General features: G+C 74.1%; 8 protein-coding genes and 1 pseudogene. 7 read left to right on the top strand and 2 right to left on the bottom strand.

The annotated features are described in order from the left end of the window. Positions 1-21: 21 nt before the first annotated feature. The 7 genes and pseudogenes from Dsi01nite_RS04170 to Dsi01nite_RS04145 all read left to right on the top strand — a co-directional run bounded on the left by Dsi01nite_RS04170 (position 22) and on the right by Dsi01nite_RS04145 (position 13,128). Positions 22-906, top strand: a complete 885-nt coding sequence (locus tag Dsi01nite_RS04170; protein ID WP_203844655.1) for a DUF4132 domain-containing protein — start codon at positions 22-24, stop codon at positions 904-906. Beyond that, positions 903-5,699, top strand: coding sequence for a hypothetical protein (locus tag Dsi01nite_RS04165; protein WP_203844654.1), 4,797 nt, complete (start codon positions 903-905; stop codon positions 5,697-5,699). The genes Dsi01nite_RS04170 and Dsi01nite_RS04165 overlap by 4 nt, the downstream gene beginning before the upstream one ends. Further along, positions 5,696-6,883 (top strand): ATP-binding protein, encoded by a 1,188-nt coding sequence (locus tag Dsi01nite_RS04160; protein ID WP_203844653.1) that lies wholly within the window; start codon positions 5,696-5,698, stop codon positions 6,881-6,883. Before Dsi01nite_RS04165 ends, Dsi01nite_RS04160 begins: the two co-directional genes overlap by 4 nt. Beyond that, positions 6,867-7,484: pseudogene (locus Dsi01nite_RS58835) on the top strand (DUF5682 family protein); the annotation flags it as partial. The gene Dsi01nite_RS04160 and the pseudogene Dsi01nite_RS58835, both read left to right, overlap by 17 nt. A gap of 146 nt (positions 7,485-7,630) precedes the next feature. Then, positions 7,631-8,011 (top strand): pentapeptide repeat-containing protein, encoded by a 381-nt coding sequence (locus Dsi01nite_RS58830; protein WP_203844839.1) that lies wholly within the window; start codon positions 7,631-7,633, stop codon positions 8,009-8,011. Beyond that, a complete protein-coding gene (locus Dsi01nite_RS04150) occupies positions 7,995-11,078 on the top strand; it encodes a DUF5682 family protein (RefSeq protein WP_203844838.1) in 3,084 nt (1,027 codons plus the stop codon). The genes Dsi01nite_RS58830 and Dsi01nite_RS04150 overlap by 17 nt, the downstream gene beginning before the upstream one ends. Before the next feature lie 31 nt (positions 11,079-11,109). Further along, positions 11,110-13,128: an SWIM zinc finger family protein gene (locus tag Dsi01nite_RS04145; RefSeq protein ID WP_203844652.1), complete on the top strand. Its 2,019-nt coding sequence runs from the start codon at positions 11,110-11,112 to the stop codon at positions 13,126-13,128. Positions 13,129-13,320: 192 nt separating this feature from the next. On the opposite strand, the gene Dsi01nite_RS04140 is transcribed toward Dsi01nite_RS04145, so the two are convergent. Beyond that, on the bottom strand, positions 13,321-13,572 hold the full coding sequence (locus tag Dsi01nite_RS04140) for a hypothetical protein (protein ID WP_203844651.1): 252 nt from the start codon (positions 13,570-13,572) through the stop codon (positions 13,321-13,323). 156 nt (positions 13,573-13,728) lie between these two features. Next, positions 13,729-17,295, bottom strand: a complete 3,567-nt coding sequence (locus Dsi01nite_RS04135) for a choice-of-anchor D domain-containing protein (protein ID WP_239135670.1) — start codon at positions 17,293-17,295, stop codon at positions 13,729-13,731. Between the last annotated feature and the right edge of the window lie 181 nt (positions 17,296-17,476).

The raw sequence follows: 17,476 nt of genomic DNA, 5'->3' as shown, positions 1-17,476 counted from the left end.
CCCCGATGAGGCAGGGATCGCATGACGTGGCTGACCGCCGGCGGTGGCTATGAGGTCACTCTTTCCGAGGGGCGCATAGCGTGCCGCAATGCCAAGGGCAAGCTGCTCAAGTCCGTGCCGCCGGCGTTGAAGGACGACGCGGTGGTGTTCGGGCTCAAGCAGCTGCAGGAGTGGCTGGGCCGGCACGAGGCGCAGGTGCGCGAGCAGGTCGACCGGTGGATGGTCCGGTCACTGCCTGTGCCCGCCGAGGTCCTCGCCCGGGTCTGGGCCGACGAGGTGTGGCGGGCCGCGCTGACCGACCTGGTCGTCGCCGTCCTCGACGACGACGGCCGGTGGGACCCCGAGGAGGTCGGGTTCCTGCGGGACGCCTCCGGTGACGGCGGCGGCACGATCGGCATCGTCAACCTCGACGGTGAGACGGTCCGCCTGCCCGCGACGCGCGTCGCGATCCCGCACCCGGTGCAGCTGGCCGACCTCGACGACCTGCGGGAGTTCGCCGCCGACCTGGGCGTGAAGCAGTCCGTCGACCAGCTGTTCCGCCAGACCTGGACCCGCGGCGCCGACATCGAGCCGACCGCGACCCGCGTCGCCGACTATGCCGGCGGCAAGTTCGCCGAGCTGCGGCACCTGACCGCGCGGTCCTCGTCGCTGGGCTATCCGGTGAAGGGCGGCTCCGCGATCTGCCGCGTCTTCGAGGGCGGCCGCACCGTGGAGGCCCGCAGCTGGGTCGGTTCCGACGACCCCTACTACGAGACCGAGACCGGCGACCTGGTGTTCGTCCGCGAGGACGGCACGTCGGTGCCGCTCGGCGAGGTCGGGCCGGTCGCCTGGTCCGAAGGCATGCGCATGGCCGCCGCGCTCTACGCGGGCCGGGTCGTCGAGGAGAGCAAGGAGGAGCAGGAATGACCGCGGATGCTCTGCTGGACGCCGGCGCGGTGCTGCCGAGCGGTGCGGGCGTGGCCCAGGACACCATCGACACGCTGACCACCCGGGCCTACCGGCACCCCGTCCTCGGCGAGCGCACCGTGGTGCGGCTGGTGCCCGGCACCCTCGGCCCGGCCGAGGACCTCACCATGGAGTTCCTCGGGTTCGCGGCCCCCGAGGCCGTCACCGAGGTCGGCGTCGTGCGGCAGCAGGCGCTGGGGTTCCCGGCATGGGCGCTCGTGCACGACCCGGCCAACGGCCACCACGCCCTCGCGCTCGTCAAGGACATCGAGCGGCTCGTGCGGATCGCCAAGTCGCGGATCGGCCCGGCCCGCGACGGGTTCGTCGAGCTCGGTGAGCGCCTGGCGCGTTCCGTGCCGCACTTCCTGCCGACGTTCTACGAGGAGGCCGCCCGGGCGTTCCTCGCCGCGGACAGCCCGACCTATGCGGCGTCGATGTTCGGCAAGGCCCGCGACGCCGAGCGGGCGTTCGCGTTGAAGATCGACGAGGACCGGCAGCACACGGTCTTCCTGGAGTTCGCGCTCGCCGGCGCGCTGACCGCCAAGGCGCTGTCGGCGTATGCTCGCGACCTCGCCGCCCGCGCCGACGCGGCGACGGCGTATGAGCGGTTCCGCCGGCTGTGCGTGGAGCGGACCCTCGGCGGGATGCCCCCGTATGCGTCGATGCACACCGACCTGCGCCGGCTGGCGAAGGCGGCGAAGCTCGGCCAGGACGAGGAGGAGGCGCTGCTGCGGGTCCTGCTCACCGCCACGTCGATCGTCCGGGCGCCCGGCGGGTTCTGGACCGCCTACCGCGCCGTGCTGGTCTCCGTCGCCCGGCAGGACCCCGCGGTCCGCGGCCAGCTGCTGACCATGTTCCCGGGCAACTGCCCCGACGAGACCTGGCTGGAGATCCTCGACGAGTCCGGCGCGACCGCGGCGCTGACCGGGCCGGCCGGTGCCGTGCCGGCCGAGGCCGAGTCGCCCGACGGGCCCGCCGGCTGGCTGACCCGGCTCGACCGGCACCGCTCCGGCTGGCGCCGGACGCGGCTGGCGGCGCAGTCCGCGCTGGTGACCCGGATGGCGCAGCGGCTCAAGGACGACGGCGCGCCGGTCGACCTGTGCCCCTCCCGGGGCTACCTGGACCTCGACGTCGTCGACCTGTGCCTCGAGCTCGAGATCCCCCTGGGCGAGGTCGCCACCGACGCCAGCTGCGGCGTCGAGCAGTGGCTCAAGGACGACAAGCCGGGCCGCCGCGACCTCGTCCACGTCGTGGCGCACCCGCGGCTGCTGCCGCGGATCGCGGACAGCGTCGAGGACCACCTGCGTCCCGGCTGGCGCAGCACCAAGGTGTCGCCGGAGGACGTGGCCGCGGTCGTCGCCGTGCCGGGCCTGCGCACGGCGCTGCACTGGTGGGTCGACCAGCTCGCCGACAGCGTGATCCAGCAGGGCCTGCCCGGCATCGACGACCAGCTCGGCCGGCTCGCGCTCATCGCCTGCCCGGAGGGCCTCGCGGTCAACCCGGAGGCGGTGCGCCGCATCACCGGGCACGACCTCGGCCCGTCCCTCGCCGCCACGCTGCGCGCCGGCGTCTTCGACGAATACGGCTGGCCGGCCCTGGAGGCCGCGGTCGAGTCCCTCGTCGGCGACGCCGACATCGAGTCCGACGACGACACCTACGACGCGAAGGTCCGCCTGCAGCGGCAGTGGCCGCAGCTGGTCGTCCGCGCCGGTGACCTGGTCGCGGTCGTCGGCGCCGACGAGGTGGAGCTGGAGCACACCCTGCGCATCCCCACCGGCCAGCGGCACTACGACTGGAGCACGGTGCTGCGCTACGTCGACGGCCAGCTGCTGGTCAGCTGGGACGTCGGCGAGGAGCGCGCCGGTTACTGGAGCGGCACCGCGGACGACGTGTTCACCACCCCCGACGAGGCGTTCGGCGTCAACGCCCACACGTCGGTCGCCCTGCCGGGCGGCGGGCGCACCACCGGCGGCCGGCCGCTGCACGCCGGCGACCGCTCCTCCCACGAGCGGGCCCGGGTCAGCAGCGACGGCCAGCACTACTGGACCCTGGCGCAGACCGGGGCCGACGAGGCGTGGCGCTGGCACGAATACGACGTGGCCACCGGCGTGCTCGGCCGGCCGTCGCTGCCGGCGTTCTTCGAGGCCGACGCCGTCGACGGGCAGACCCTCGTGGTGGGCAGCTCCCAGCTGCTGCCGGCCCCGCCGCAGGCCGCGACCAGCCCGCTCGGGCACCGCGACGGCCTCGTCGGCTGGCGGGTCCGCACGACGGAGGGCGGCACGGAGACCGGCACCGGCGTGGACGGCCGCACGTTCACGATGCCGGAGAAGTTCGAGCTGCGCGGCCGCGGACACGGGCAGCTGGTCGGCGCGGTCCGGTTCCCCGGCGCCGACGCCGTCTACGGCATGGTGTTCCAGGACGCGTGGCGGGACAACAAGATCGTCCTGTGCGCCGAGGACGGCACGCAGATCGCCGTGCTCCGCACCAACCTGAAGAAGGACCCGTTCCGCGAGGGCACCCGCATGCTGCCCCCGGCGAGCTACTGGCACTACCTGCGGGTCCGCGACGAGGCCGGTTCGGCGGCGCTGCGGGCCGTCACCGACGAGCAGACGGCGCGGCTGCTCGCCGCCGTCGTCGACCTCGTCGGCCCGGACGCCAAGATCGACGGCGACACCGCGCGCAAGCTCGTCGCCGAGGCGTTCCCCGAGGTGAGCGCCGCGCCGCTCGTCGCCGGGATCGCCGGGATCGTCAAGCAGGCGGCCCGCTCCACGGCCCGGCTGGTCGAGCTGACCACCGCGACCGCGGCCATGGCGGCCGAGCCCGTGCAGGTCGACCCGGACGCCCACCTGCCCGCCGACCGCATCCTCAACGCGGCGCTGTCCGGGCTCATCCCGGGCTGCTACGACTACAGCCACGTCGGGGCCAACCTCTTCATCCACGTCGGCGCGGCGCTGCTCGGCCGGGAGCCCGAGCGCCCGATCGCGCCGCTCGCCGGCCGCGCCGACCCCGACTGGTTCGACGTGGTCGGGGCGCTGCCCGCCGTGATCTACCGCACCGTGTCGCCGCTGATCTCGGCCCAGCACCACGCGCACCTGCTCGGCCTGCTCGAGATCATCGCCAGCTCGGGGCTGCTCGCGCCCGGCGGCCGGCTGCGGCGGCTCTGGCTGCAGGCCGACGACCTGACCGCGCTGCCGGCACCCGGCGACGTGATCAGCGCCGGGGAGCGGCGGCTCGTCGTGCTGCGCGTCGACCACTCCGACGGTGAGGTCAAGGCGATCGAATACGCCCCCGACGGCGCGTTCGGCGCGGTCGCCGGCCACGCCATCACCCGGCACACCGTGCTGGACCCGGGCGGCTGGGACAGCGACCGGCTCGCCGCGTTCGTCGTGGCGGCGCTGCAGGGGGGCCCGCTGCCGTGGCGCCCGGAGCTGGTCCCGGCGCTGTCCGCGGCGGCCGGCATCACCCTCGCCGACGCGACGGTGCTGCTCGCCGACCCGGTCACGCTCAAGGACTGGGAGGAGCGCCGGCCGGACGGCTGGCACCTCGGCGAGGTCCTCACCGAGGCGGCGCTCGAGGGCGCGCTCAGCGACCGTGACTCGCTGCAACGCTCGGAGCGCAGCGCTCTCGGCGCGGCGCTGCTGCCCAACGACCCGGCGGGCCTGTGGGCCGGCGGGCCGGACGTCGAGCGGGCCGCGGCCTGGCACGTGCAGCGTTACGGGGTGCGGACCCCGCTGGCCGACGACCTGGTCGTCGAGGTGCGCAAGGCCGGGATCACGTCGGGCCTGCAGGCCTCGGCGTTCCTGCACGGCCTGGCCAACCCCGAGACGTGCCGCTGGCTGCACGGCGCCGTCCCGGGCATCGGCATCCCCGACCTGCTCAGGGCCGTCACCCGCAGCATCCCCTGGCTGGTGCGGCGCCTCCCCGCCGGACACCCGGCCCGCGTCAGCCTGCCGCGGGTGCTGGACCTGGTCCGGCAGCGGCTGGCCGACCCGCAGCTCGAGCTCCAGATCGGCACCCTCTACGAGGAGAACCTGACCGAGTTCATCGCCAAGATCGGCCTGCCGGTCACCGTCGACGGCACGACCCAGGACGCCGGCGTGTACAAGATCGTCTACGACCGCCACTGGCCCAGCGTCATGGTCCGCCCGGCCCTGCTGGCGGGGCCCGACGACCCGCGGCTGGCCGCCCTGCTCACCGCGCTGGACAGCTCGCCGCGCTTCCTCGTCGCGATGCGCGCGATCCTCAACGGCCAGCTCGACGCCTGGGTGGAGGCGGCGGCCTCCACGGAGGGCGCCGACGAGGACCACGACCCGTCCCGCTCCGCACCGGACCTGGTCGCCGAGGTCGCCGCGAAGCACGGGCTCGGCGCCGACGCGGCCACGCTCTACCTGCAGCTGCTCGCCCTGCCCGACCCGACCGACCGCAACGTCGCGGCCTGGACGGGCTGGAAGCCGGCCCGGCTGAAGAAGGCCCGCGCCGAGCTCGCGGCCACCGACCTGGTCGTGGAGGCCAAGCGGGCCCGGGCCGGGCGGAGCCTGTTCCTGCCCGGCGGCTGGGTCGCGCTGTCCAGCCCCAACCTGCCGTTCGAGCTGTGGAAGCTGCCACTGTTCATCCGCGAGGGCGACAACGTGACGGGCCTCGGCGCCGTCATCCCCGTCGCACCCGCGCCGGCGCTGTTCACGGTGGCCTGGGCCAGGACCACCGGCGGCGACCACCCCCGCTTCGAAGAACTCACCACGAGAGGGCGTCGATGAGCACCACGTTGTCTGCCACCGGACCGGCCGCGGTCGCTGCCGTCGAGCCGGCCCGGCAGGTCGATCCGGCCGAGCACGCACACGCGGGCGAGCTGGCATTCCTGGCCGCCTATGACGACGGCGCCCGGCCGCCCGGCTGGCGGCTCACCCCGCGGGCCGTGGTGACGTTCATCGTCGGCAGCGACGAGCTGACGTTGCCCAAGGGTGCCCGCAGTGGCGCGCTGCCGGCGAAGCTGGCGATCACCCGCAAGTTCGTCGGCGACCGCGCCCTCGTCGAGCGCTGCGTCGTCACCCTCGCCGGCGAGCGCGGCCTGCTCCTCGTCGGCGAGCCCGGCACCGCCAAGTCGATGCTGTCGGAGCTGCTGTCGGCGGCGGTCTGCGGGACCAGCGAGCTGGTCGTGCAGGGCACCGCCGGCACCACCGAGGACCAGCTGCGCTACGGGTGGAACTACGCCCTCCTGCTCGCCGGCGGCCCCAGCCCGGAGGCCCTCGTGCCCTCGCCGGTCCTGACCGCGATGCGGTCAGGCGCCGTCGCCCGCGTCGAGGAGATCACCCGCTGCCTGCCCGAGGTCCAGGACGCGATGGTCTCGATCCTGTCCGACCGCCGCATCGCGGTGCCGGAGCTGTCCGGCACCCCCGGCGCCACCATCCACGCCGCTCCCGGCTTCACCCTCATCGCCACCGCCAACCTCCGCGACCGTGGCGTGTCGGAGATGTCCGCCGCCCTCAAGCGCCGGTTCAACTTCGAGACCGTCGGGCCGATCCCCGACCTGGCCGCGGAGACCGCGCTCGTCGGCCGGCAGGCGAAGGCCGCCCTCGACCGGGTGCACACCCCCTTCGGCGTCGACGAGGCGGTCCTGGAGGCCCTCGTCACCGCCTTCCGGGACCTGCGCGCCGGACGGTCCGTCGAGGGCTGGGAGGTGGAGCGCCCCTCCACGGTGATGAGCACCGCCGAGGCGGTCGCCGTCGCCACCTCCCTCGGCCTCGCCGCCGCCTACTTCCCCGGCGACCGCGACGTCCTGTCCCTGCTACCCGCCCACCTGCAGGGCGTCGTGTGCAAGGACGACCCAGCCGACGGCGCGAAGCTCCTCGGCTACTGGGACGGCGCCGTCCGCCGCCGCGCCGAGGAGGGGTCCCGGCTGTGGACCCAGCTGTGGGAGCTCCGCGATGTCCTCAAGTCCTGACCCCACCCCACCCACCACCGATCCCACCAGTGGCGCCGGCGGCGGCCCCGCCGGCAGAGCTGCCGACGGGGCGGCCAACGGTCCCACCGGAGCTGTTCGCGAGACTGCTGGCGGTCCCGCTGGCGGTCCCGCTGGCGGTCCCGCTGGCGGGGCTGCTGGCGGGGCTCCGGGCGGGACTGGTGTCGGTCGCGCTGGTGGGGCTGGTGTCGGTCCCGCCGGCGGGGGTGGGGGGCCTGACGGGGCGTTGCGGGCGCTGGCCGAGTCGACGACGCCGTACCTCATCGGGGTCCGGCACCACTCGCCGGCGCTGTCCGCGGTCATGGACGACCTCCTCGACGCGGCCCGGCCGGAGGTGCTCCTGCTGGAGCTCCCCGCGGAGTTCGCGGACTGGCTGCCGTGGCTGGCCGACCCGGCCACCACGGCGCCGGTCGCCCTCGCCGGGGTCGCCGGCCCACGCGGCACCGCGGCGTTCTACCCGTTCGCGGACTTCTCCCCGGAGCTGGTCGCGGTGCGCTGGGCGGCCCGCAACGGCGTCGAGGTGATCCCGTGCGACCTGCCGCTCGCCGACCGCGCCTGGCACGAAGAAACGGCCGATCCGCCCGCCCCTGAGGTGCCGGCTCTGGACGGCCCAGCTTCGGCCGCGCCCGCTCCTGGAAGCCCCTCCCCGGACGGACCGGTCCCTGCCGGCGCCTTCCCGTCCGTGCAGGCTCCTGCCGGCCCTGCTTCGGACGGGCCGGCCCCTGCCGGATCTTCCCCGTCCGCACAGACTTCTACCGGCTCCTCCCCATCCGCACAGACTCCGGCCGGCGCCTCCCCGGACGGGCTCACTCCCACCGGCCCCGCTTCGGACCGACTGGCCCCTGCCGGACCCTCCCCATCCGCACAGACTCCGGCCAGCGCCTCCCCGGACGGGCTCACTCCTGCCAGCCCGGCCACAGCCGGACTCGTTTCGAACGGGCCGGCCTCTGCCGGTCCCTCCTCGCACGGGCCGGCTTCGACCACGCCCACCTCGAACGGGCCCACCTCGAACGGGCCGACTTCGAACGGGCCGACCTCGAACGGGCCGGTGTCCAGCGACGACGGCGGGGCTGTGGTGGTCGCGCCGGAAGGGATGCGGCTGCTGGGTGACGCCCTGCGGCGGGCCGCGACCGGGCGTCCCGACGAAGACATGTGGGACCGGGTCGTCGAGGCCCGGGCCCCCGGCGCCGTGCCGGACGCGGTCCGCCGGGCGGCGCTGCTCGTCGGCTGGGCGATGCGGCACGACACCGGCGACGACGTCACCCCGCTCGACCTGCGCCGCGAGGCGTGGATGCGCCGGCACCTCGCCGCGCTCGAAGGGCGGCGGGTCGCCGCGGTCGTCGGCTCGTTCCACGCGTGGGCGTTGCTCGACGTCGACAAGCCCGTCACCGAGCCGGCGCCACAGCGGGCCGGCAAGGCGGCCGAGGTCGTCACGTCGCTGGTGCCGTACGCGTTCCCGTTGCTGGACGCCAGGTCCGGCTACCCGGCCGGGATCCGTGACCCCCGCTGGCAGCAGGCGGTCGTCGCCGCCGGTGGACGGCCCGCAGACGTCGAGCGGGCCGCGCTCACCGCGATCGTCGACGTGTGCGCCCGGGTTCGCGCCGCCGGCCACCCGACCGGGCCCGCGGAGGCGCGGGAGGCGTTCCGGCTCGCGACGGACCTGGCCCGGCTGCGGGCCCTGCCGTCGCCGGGCCGGGGCGAGATCGTGGAGGCATTGCAGAGCGTCGTCGCCCACGGTGAGGTCCTCGGCCGGGGGCGGGTCGTCGCGACCGCGATGGAGCAGGTGCTCGTCGGTGAGGAGCGCGGCGTCCTCGCGCCGGGCACGCCCCGGTCCGGGCTGCGGCCCGCGGTCGAGGCGCTCGTCGCCGAGCTCCGCCTGCCGGTCGCCGGAGAGAAGGCCCGTGACATGCGGCTCGACTCGCTGCGCTCGGATCTGGACCGGCGGCGGGAGGTGGCGCTGCGGCAGCTCGAGGTGTGTCGCGTGCCGTACGGCGAACGCGTCGCCGTCGAAGGCACCGGCGGGGCCGACGCGCTCACCACCCGGTGGACCGTGCAGTGGGTGCCGGGCACCGAGGCGATGCTGGAGCTCGCCGGCATCCGTGGCGTCACCCTGGCCCAGGCGGCCGAGGGCACGTTGCGGCACCGCCGGCGCGGCGAGGAGGACGCCGAAGGCCCGACGTCGGCGCAGCTGATCGACGGTCTCGCCGTCGCCGCCGGCTGCGGGCTCGTCGCGCTGACCCGCGAGCGGGTCGCGGAGGTCGCCGCGGGGGTGCCGGCCGCCGCGAGCCTGGACGAGCTGATGGCCGCGCTCGCCCTCGTCGACCGGCTGGACCGCGGGCACGTCCCCGGCATGCCCGCCGGGCTGCTCGGTGATCTGGCCCCGATGCTCGAGTCGCTCGAGTCCGCCGCCGTCCGCCAGGTCGACGGCCTGACGGGATCCGAGTCCGTCGACGACGTCCGGGCCCTCGTGGCCCTCGCCCAGCGCGCCGACGCGGCCGGGGTCGGGCTCCGGCTCGCCGGTGCCGTGGACCGGCTCGCCCGGGACGGCTCGCCCGTCATGTCGGCGGCGGCGGGGGCCGTCCAGGTGATCCTCGGTCTCAGCGAGCCCGCGGCGCTCGGCACCCGGCTGGCGTCCTGGGTCGACGGCGCCCGCACCGACGACGGCCGGCGCCGGCTGCTCGGCCACCTCCGGGGTCTGCTCACCGCGGCGGAGCCGCTCCTGCAGGCCGGCGACGACATCCTCGACGGGCTCCTCGACCGGGTGGAGTCCCTGCCCGACGACGACTTCCTGTCCCGGTTGCCGGCGCTGCGCGGCGGGTTCCAGGCGGTCAGCCCCGCCGGCCGGGACCGGCTGCTCGCCGTCGTCGAGCAACGTCTCGGCGACACGGCGTCGGCCCGCGACATCACCGACGTGTCGCCGGAGGAGCTGCTCGTCAGGCTGCTCGCCGACCGGGCGGGCGCCGCGGCACTCACCGCGTACGGCCTGACCCCACCCGGCACGGACGCCATACCGCCGGCGGAGGAGAAGACGGCGGAGGAGGAGCCCAGCAGGCCCGTAGCGCCCGGTGCGGACCGAACACTGTCCACAGTGGACCGGTGGCGGCTACTGCTGGGCCGGCGGTCCGACGCGCTCGGGCCCGGAGCGGCGCGGTACGCCACCGCCCTCGACGAGCTCTACGGCGCCGGCACCGGCGAGGGCGCCAGAGCCGACGCCGCCGGGCGGGCCGGTCGGGAAGCGCCGTTCCCCGGTGTGCGCGAGTGGGCCGAGGAACTGTCCGCGCTGTTCGGGCCGGGCATCCGCGAAGAGGTCCTCGCCCGGGCCGCGGAGTCCGGCCGGCGGGAGGCGGCGCTGCTGCTGGACCCCGACGCGGTCACCCCGTCGGTGGAGCTGCTGCAGACGGTGCTGTCCCTCGCGGGTGCGATGCCCGAGTCGACCGTCGCGCGGCTGCGGCCGCTGGTCGCGAGGATCGTCGAGGAGCTCACCCGGCAGCTGGCGGCGCGGCTGCGGCCGGCGCTCGCCGGGATCACGACGCCCAGGCCGACCCGCCGGCCAGGTGGCCCCCTCGACCTGCCGCGGACCCTGCGGGCCAACCTGGCGACGACCCGCCGCGGCGAGGACGGCCGGGTCCAGGTCATCCCGGACCGGCCGGTGTTCCGGACCAAGGCCCGCCGGGGCGTCGACTGGCGGCTCGTCCTCGTCGTGGACGTGTCCGGGTCGATGGAGGCGTCGGTCATCTGGTCGGCGCTGACCGGGGCGATCCTCGCCGGGGTGCCGGCGCTGACGACACACTTCGTGGCGTTCTCGACCGAGGTCGTCGACCTCACCGACCGGGTCAGCGACCCGTTGGGCCTGCTGCTGGAGGTCAAGGTCGGCGGCGGCACCCACATCGCGGCCGGGCTGCGGCACGCGCGGTCGTTGGTGACCGTGCCGTCGCGGACGCTGGTCGTGGTCGTGAGCGACTTCGAGGAGGGGTACCCCCTGGGCGGGCTGCTCGCGGAGACTCGTTCCCTGGTCGAGTCGGGTGCGACCGTCCTGGGCTGCGCGAGCCTCGACGACGGGGGCCGCCCGCGGTACTCGGTGTCGGTGGCCTCGCAGCTCGTCGCGTGCGGCATGCCGGTCGCCGCGTTGAGCCCGCTGGAGCTGGCCCGCTGGGTCGGAGAGAAGGTGCGCGCATGAGCCGTCCGAAGCGCGACCGGGCGGTGGCCCGATGAGCGGGGCCGCGCTGCCGCCGGTGGCGGACACGGTGCTGGTGGCGGCCGTCGACGCGTTGCCGGCCCGGCTGCGCAAGAAGGTCGACGAGGCGGTGACCCGGTTCGCGGCACTGCCGGTGACGGCGGCGGACGGCCGGTTCACCGTCGCCGTCGACGACACGACCACCGTCACACTCGTCGCCGACGGTGGGGTGGTCCGCTCGCCGGACGCGGCGACGTGCACCTGCCTGCTCGCGCCGAACTGCCTGCACCGGGCCGCGGTGCTGGCACTCGCCCCGGCGTACGCGGAAGGCGACCCGACCGGGCCGTCGCAGGACACCGCACCGGCCGATGAACTGCCCGACGCCGCGGAGCAGTTCCCCGGTTCCCCGCAAACCACCGCCGGAACAGCTTCGGATCCCAGTGCCGCGACCGCGTCGGACAGCACGGCCAGCACGGCCTCGGACAGCACGGGCGGCACGGCCTCGGACAGCACGGCCGGCACGGCCTCGGACAGCACGGGCGGCACGGCCGTCCCGGCCGAGGCCGTCGCCGAGCCGTTGACGGTGCAGCAGCGGGCGGCGGTCGAGCAGCTGTGGCGGGCCGCCGTCGACGTGCTCGCCGCGGGAGTCACCGGGTCGGGGACCGTCGCGCGCACCGCGCTGCTGCGGGCGGCGCACGAGGGGCAGGCGTGCAAGGTGTACCGCCCGGCCACCGCCGCCCGGGTCGTCGCCGCGATGCTGCAGGCGGCCCGTTCCGGCGACCCGGACTTCCGGCTCGGGGACCTGACGGCCGCGTTGCAGGAGCTCATCGGGGTCCTGCAACGGTTGCGGTCGGCCGGCGCCGGTCCGGCGGAGGGGTTGCTGGGTGCGGCCCGCCGGGCGTACGAGTTGCAGGGCAGCCTCCGCCTGCACGGCCTGTGCACGACGGCGGTGCTCGCCGACTCCGGCTACGCGGGCGTGGTCACCTACGTCGCGGACCGGGACGGCGGGCTGTGGATGATCGCGGACCTGATGCCCGGCGACGCCCGACGGGCCGCGAAGGCCGGCAACGCGACCGTCGCGCTCGGCGAGACCGCGCTCAGCCACCGGGCGCTGACCCGGGCGGGCCTCGTCGTGTCGGGTGCGACGGCCTCCGCGACGCGGCAGCTGGGGGCGGGCAGGTCGGTGCGCGCGGTCACGGCGGGCGGCTGCGGCTGGCACGAGGAGCCCCTGGCCGGGCTATGGAGGGTGCCGCTCGACGAGCAGGTGCACCGGGCGTTCGGGGCACTCGCCCTGCCGGTGACGGACCGGCGGGCCGGCGACGACCTGGTGTTCCTGTCGGTCCGGATCGACGGTACGACCAATGGCGACGCCGTCGCCGCGACCGCCTCCAGCGGTGCCCCGCTGACACTGCGGGTCGCTGACGATTCGCCGGCGCTGGCGTACCGGGACAATCTCCGGTTTCTCGGCCGCGCGACCGGCCTGGAGCTGCTGGTGGTCGCGCGCCCCGATCCGGCGCGGCCGGGCACCGTGTTTCCGCTGTCGGTCGCGCCGGTGGACGGCACGGGCTGGAACCTGCCGGCGGCCCAGGCCGGACACGTGGACCTGGCGTTCGACCGGCTCCATCGCAGCCACCTGCCGCGGCCCGAGGGCACCGCGGTGCCGGACGACGACGACCCCGGCGATCACCCCGTGGGGGCCACCCCCGGGGAGGCCGGGCCGCCGGTGATCGGCACGACCGGCGATCCGGTGCTCCGGCTGCTGGCGGCGCAGGTCGAGCGGACGGTGTCGGGCGGCCGGACCGTGCACACGTTCGCGGCGGGGCGGGGTCCGTCGGATGCCACCCGGCTGCGGCGGGGCCGGCTCGACACCGGCGCGGTCCTGCTCGACCGGCTGACGGAGGCGGCGTGCACCCGGCCCCGGGACACGTTCGGGCGGCTCGCCGGGGACGACGGCAGCGCGTTCGCCCAGGCGTGGCTGGCCACGGCCGTCTACACGGACGCCGCGACCCGCGCCGTCGCGGAGGCGACCTGGTTACCGGCCGCCGCACCCTGACCGCCGCCGCGACCCGCACCGCCGCCGAGGCGGCCCGGTAAGCGACCCGCGCCGCCGAGGCGACCCGGTAAGCGACCCGCGCCGCCGAGGCGACCTGGTCAGCGGCCGCCGCACCGGCCCGTCCCAGGGCCGGTGCGGCGATGCGGCCACCACGACCGAGGCGCCGGGCACACGACAGCGCAGGCACCCAAGCTAGCGAACCACCTCGGTGTTGGCGGCGATCCAGGCGAGAGCGTCCTGTTCGCCGACGAACGAGCGGCGGGTCGCATACACCGACGCGGTGTCGCCGACCGTGACCACGAAGGTGACCGCCCACGTCTCCTGGTCCCTGCGCAGCACGCGGGCCTTCGTGTCCAGGTGCACCGGCGCGATCAGCGTCGCGTGGTCCAGGTTGAGGTACGTGGGCTGTGACGTCGCCATCTCCACGACCGGGACGAGCCTCATATCCGCACTGTAGGCGACCGCAACCTTCCCGAGGGGTTGGCTTCGACCAGAACGCCGGACTCAGCAACCTCCTCGCCACGACCGGCTGAGGACCCAGGAACGAAGGGGTGCCGCCGGTCCGCAAGACCGGCGGCACCCCGTGCCCTTACGAAGCGGTCAGATGTTCCAGACCTGGAAGGTCGAGATCTGCCCCGCCGGCCAGCCCGTGTTGGCCGTGATGTTCAGCCGGACGTAGCGCTGGGTCTGCGCCGTGAACGTGATCGTGACGGTGTTGCCCGCCCCGCCGGTGAACGCGTAGGACGCCTGGTCCTTCAGCGTCGACCAGGTGGAGCCGTTGGTGCTGCCGACGACCTGGATGGTCTGGTTGCGGGCCCCCCAGGAGGTGGGGAGCTGCAGGACCACCTTGCTGATGCTCTGCGCGGAGCCGAGGTCGACCTGGACCCACTGCGGGAAGGCGCTGTTGTTGCTCTCCCAGTAGGAGTTCTGGTCGCTGTCGGTCACGTTGCCCGAGCCGTACACCTGGACGTGGCTGGACTCGCTGGTCGGCTTGCCCGCCGCCAGGTTGGTGGGCGTGGTGCCACCGGCGCCGGTGCCGGACAGCGCGACCGTGGTCGGGCTGTTCTGCGCGTTGCTGGTGACGGTGAGGGTGCCGGTGCGGGTCCCGGACGCCGTGGGCCGGAAGCTCACGTTGACGACGCAGGACGCGTTGACGGCGATCGAGGTGCAGTTGTTGGTCTGCTGGTAGTCACCGGTGACGGAGACCCCGGAGACGGTGGCCGCCGCGGTGCCGGTGTTGGTGATCGTGACCGCCTGCGAGCCGCTGGTGGTGTTCAGCGCCTGCGAGGCGTAGGTGAGGCTGGTCGGGTTGGCGCTGAGGACGGCCACGTTCGGCGTGGTGCCGCCGCTCGGGTAGACCTCCAGCTCGGCGATCTGGCCGGCCGGCCAGCCGGTGTTCGCGGTGATGTTGACGCGGACGTACCGGGTGTTGGTGGCCGAGAAGGTCAGGTTGACCGTGTTGCCCGTGGCCGGGTTGAAGGTCTGCTGGCCGGAGCCGACGATCGTGCTGAAGTTCGAGCCGTCGGTGCTGCCCTGGACCGACAGCGTCTGCTGGCGGGTCGCCCAGGCGGCGTCCGGCGGGAGCTTCAGGGTGACCTTGCCGATGCTGGTCGTCGCGCCCAGGTCCACCTGGATCCACTGCGGGAAGGCGTTGTTGTTGCTCTCCCAGTAGGTGGCGGCGTTGCCGTCGGTGGCCGTGGTCGCCGCCTGCGTGCCGTTGACCTGGCTGCTGGCGGTGGCGGTCTTGTTGAGGGCGATGTTGGTGTTGGTGCCGATGCCGCTGCCGGACAGCGCGACCGTGGCCGGGCTGTTGTTGGCGTTGCTGGCGACGGTGAGGGTGCCGGTGCGGGCGCCCGAGGTGGTCGGGGTGAACTTCACGGTGACCGTGCACGACGCGCCGACGGCCAGCGAGCCGCAGGTGTTGGTCTGGCTGTAGTCGCCGCTGGTGGTGACCCCGGAGACCGTGGCCGACGTGGTGCCCGAGTTGGTGAGCGTCACCGTCTGCGTGGGGGCGGAGGCGCCCACGACCGTGCCGGCGAAGGACAGCGTCGTCGGGTTGGCGTTGATGACCGGTCCGGGCGCGACACCCGTGCCGGACAGCGGGACGGTGTTGGTCAGGCCGGACGCGGTCACGCTCAGGTTGCCGGTGCGCGTGCCGGCCGCGGTCGGGCTGAACGTGACGCTGACCGAGCAGGACGCGCCGGCGGCGAGGCTGCTGCCGCAGGTGTTGGTCTGCGCGAAGTCACCGGAGACGGCGATCGTGCCGACCGGGGCCGAAGCGGTGCCGCTGTTGGTGACCGTGACGGCCTGTGCGGCGCTGGTACCACCGGTCGCGACCGAGCCGAAGCCCAGGGCGCTCGGGCTGACGTTGATGTTCGAGCCGTTGTCCGGCAGGTACGGCGGGAACGTCGGCACCGGCATCTGGCAGCCGGTCGCGCCGAAGATGCCCGAGTTGCCGCCGCCGTCGGTCAGGTTGAAGCCGACGCCGCAGCTGTAGATCGGCGCGGATGCCTGGGTACCGGTGGCGGTGCTGTTCGTGATCGTCGCCGCGCCGGCGACCTGGAGCTGCACCACGAACGTGCCGGTGTTCTGGATCGTCGCGTTGTTGATCTTCACGTTGTTGATCTGCGAACCCGAGACGAACTGGATCGCCTCGTACGGGCTCTGCTGGATCAGGATGTTGTCGACGTTGGTCAGGCCGTTCATGACGCCGTCGCGGGCGTCGAACCACAGCGCGCCGACGCCGAACTGCCAGTTCGGGTCGAGGTTGCCGGACCGGATGATCGTGTTGCGCAGCACGTCGGTGCGGCCGATCGGGGTCGAGGCGAACCGCTGCCCGACGTGGATGCCGCCACCCTGGCTCAGGCCGGCGTCGATGACCTTGTTGTCGGTCACGAAGTTGTCGTGGCCGCCGTAGATCGCGATGCCGTTGGCGAGGATCGGCAGCTCGACCGTGTTGTGGTCGAACGAGTTGTTCACGTCGGCGTTCTGCTCGGCCCACATGGCCAGGCCGTCGTCGCCCGCGTTGCGGACGTGGCTGTTGGTGACCTTCGAGTTGGTCACGCCGTTGTGGAAGTTGATCGCGTCGGCGTTGTAGTTGCGCAGCCGCATCTGGTTGAACACCAGGTTGTCGAACGGCCCGTCCATCCAGGCGCCGACCTTGGTGTGCTCGATCCAGACCCGGTCGACGGTCGAGTTCGTCAGCGAGCCGCCGATGCCGTTGACCTGGTCGGCGTCGTTGCGCTCCTGCACGTTGCCGAAGATCGAGAAGTCCGAGAGGTGCACGTTGGTGCTCGGCGTCGGCGCGTAGTTGCCGTAGAAGCCGATCCGGTCACCGGTCGTCTTCGAGTGCCACATGCCGGCACCCTTGATCGTGATGTTGTTGACCGCGATGTGGCCCTGGATCTTGAACGTGCCCGGCGGGATCCAGACCGTGCCGCCCGCCCCCGCGGAGGCGATCGCCTGGTTCATCGCGGAGGTGGAGTCGTTGACGCCGTTCGGGTCCGCGCCCTTGCTGGTGATCGACACGGAGCCGGCCGGCTGCGACAGCGGTGCCGCGACGTTCTCGAAGTCCGCGAGGTCGATGGTGTACGACGAAGCCGTGCTGTCCGAGTCGACCTGCAGGCGGAACTTCGTGCCCGCCGGGTAGCTCTGCGGGAAGAGCCGGTTGACCTCGTCGTAGTAGTGGTGGTGGTTGCTGCCCGGCTGGTTGCTGAACGGGTAGCTGCTGTAGTAGTGGCTGTACGCGTTCGTCAGCGTGAAGTTGTTGGACCGCACGCCGTTGATGTACAGCGAGATCGGCGCCGTGTAGACCGAGCCGTTGCCCGTGTCCGGGATGCTGTACCGGAAGACCATCGAGTTCGTCTGCACCGGCGCGGTGAACTCGACGAACTTGCCACTGCCCTGCAGCGTGACCGCTTTGCGGTAGGACGCCTCACCCGCGAGGGTGTTGTAGGCGGCGCTGGGGCCGATGACGGAGCCGTTGGTGGAAGCGTTCTCCGCCTGCACCTCGACATAGGGCAGCGTCGCACCGACGCCGCCGGTCGCGGCCGCCGAGGCCGGCGACATCGTCATACCGACGACGACGCCCGCGGCGGCAAGCGTGGTGCCCGCGGTCAGGGCGACGAGGCGCCCCTTCCGTCTGGCACCTCGGGTGGACCGGAACATGTGTTGCTCGCTTTCGACGGGGGCCGTTACCGCGCGAGGCATCAGCCGGCCGGCCGCGAGTTGGCGGTGTCGGGCTGGTCGGCGCTGGTGGTGACGTCGAACGGCGGGGTGGGTTTCGGCGCACCGGTTGGCGGCGGTGCAAGAGGGACGGTAACCCCGCCGACACCACTACGCAATATCC

It is taken from the genome of Dactylosporangium siamense (assembly GCF_016862795.1).
Lineage (GTDB): Bacteria > Actinomycetota > Actinomycetes > Mycobacteriales > Micromonosporaceae > Dactylosporangium > Dactylosporangium siamense.
The sequence above is the reverse complement of the archived record's forward strand: the minus strand, read 5'-3'. Positions and strand labels throughout refer to the sequence as shown.

Bases quoted from the DNA above. Each gene is read 5' to 3' on its own strand.
- Dsi01nite_RS04165 (WP_203844654.1), top strand. From the start codon at position 903: ATGACCGCGGATGCTCTGCTGGACGCCGGCGCGGTGCTGCCGAGCGGT.
- Dsi01nite_RS04170 (WP_203844655.1), top strand. From the start codon at position 22: ATGACGTGGCTGACCGCCGGCGGTGGCTATGAGGTCACTCTTTCCGAG.
- Dsi01nite_RS04135 (WP_239135670.1), bottom strand. From the start codon at position 17,295: ATGTTCCGGTCCACCCGAGGTGCCAGACGGAAGGGGCGCCTCGTCGCC.
- Dsi01nite_RS04160 (WP_203844653.1), top strand. From the start codon at position 5,696: ATGAGCACCACGTTGTCTGCCACCGGACCGGCCGCGGTCGCTGCCGTC.
- Dsi01nite_RS04150 (WP_203844838.1), top strand. From the start codon at position 7,995: ATGCGGCTGCTGGGTGACGCCCTGCGGCGGGCCGCGACCGGGCGTCCC.
- Dsi01nite_RS04145 (WP_203844652.1), top strand. From the start codon at position 11,110: ATGAGCGGGGCCGCGCTGCCGCCGGTGGCGGACACGGTGCTGGTGGCG.
- Dsi01nite_RS04140 (WP_203844651.1), bottom strand. From the start codon at position 13,572: ATGAGGCTCGTCCCGGTCGTGGAGATGGCGACGTCACAGCCCACGTAC.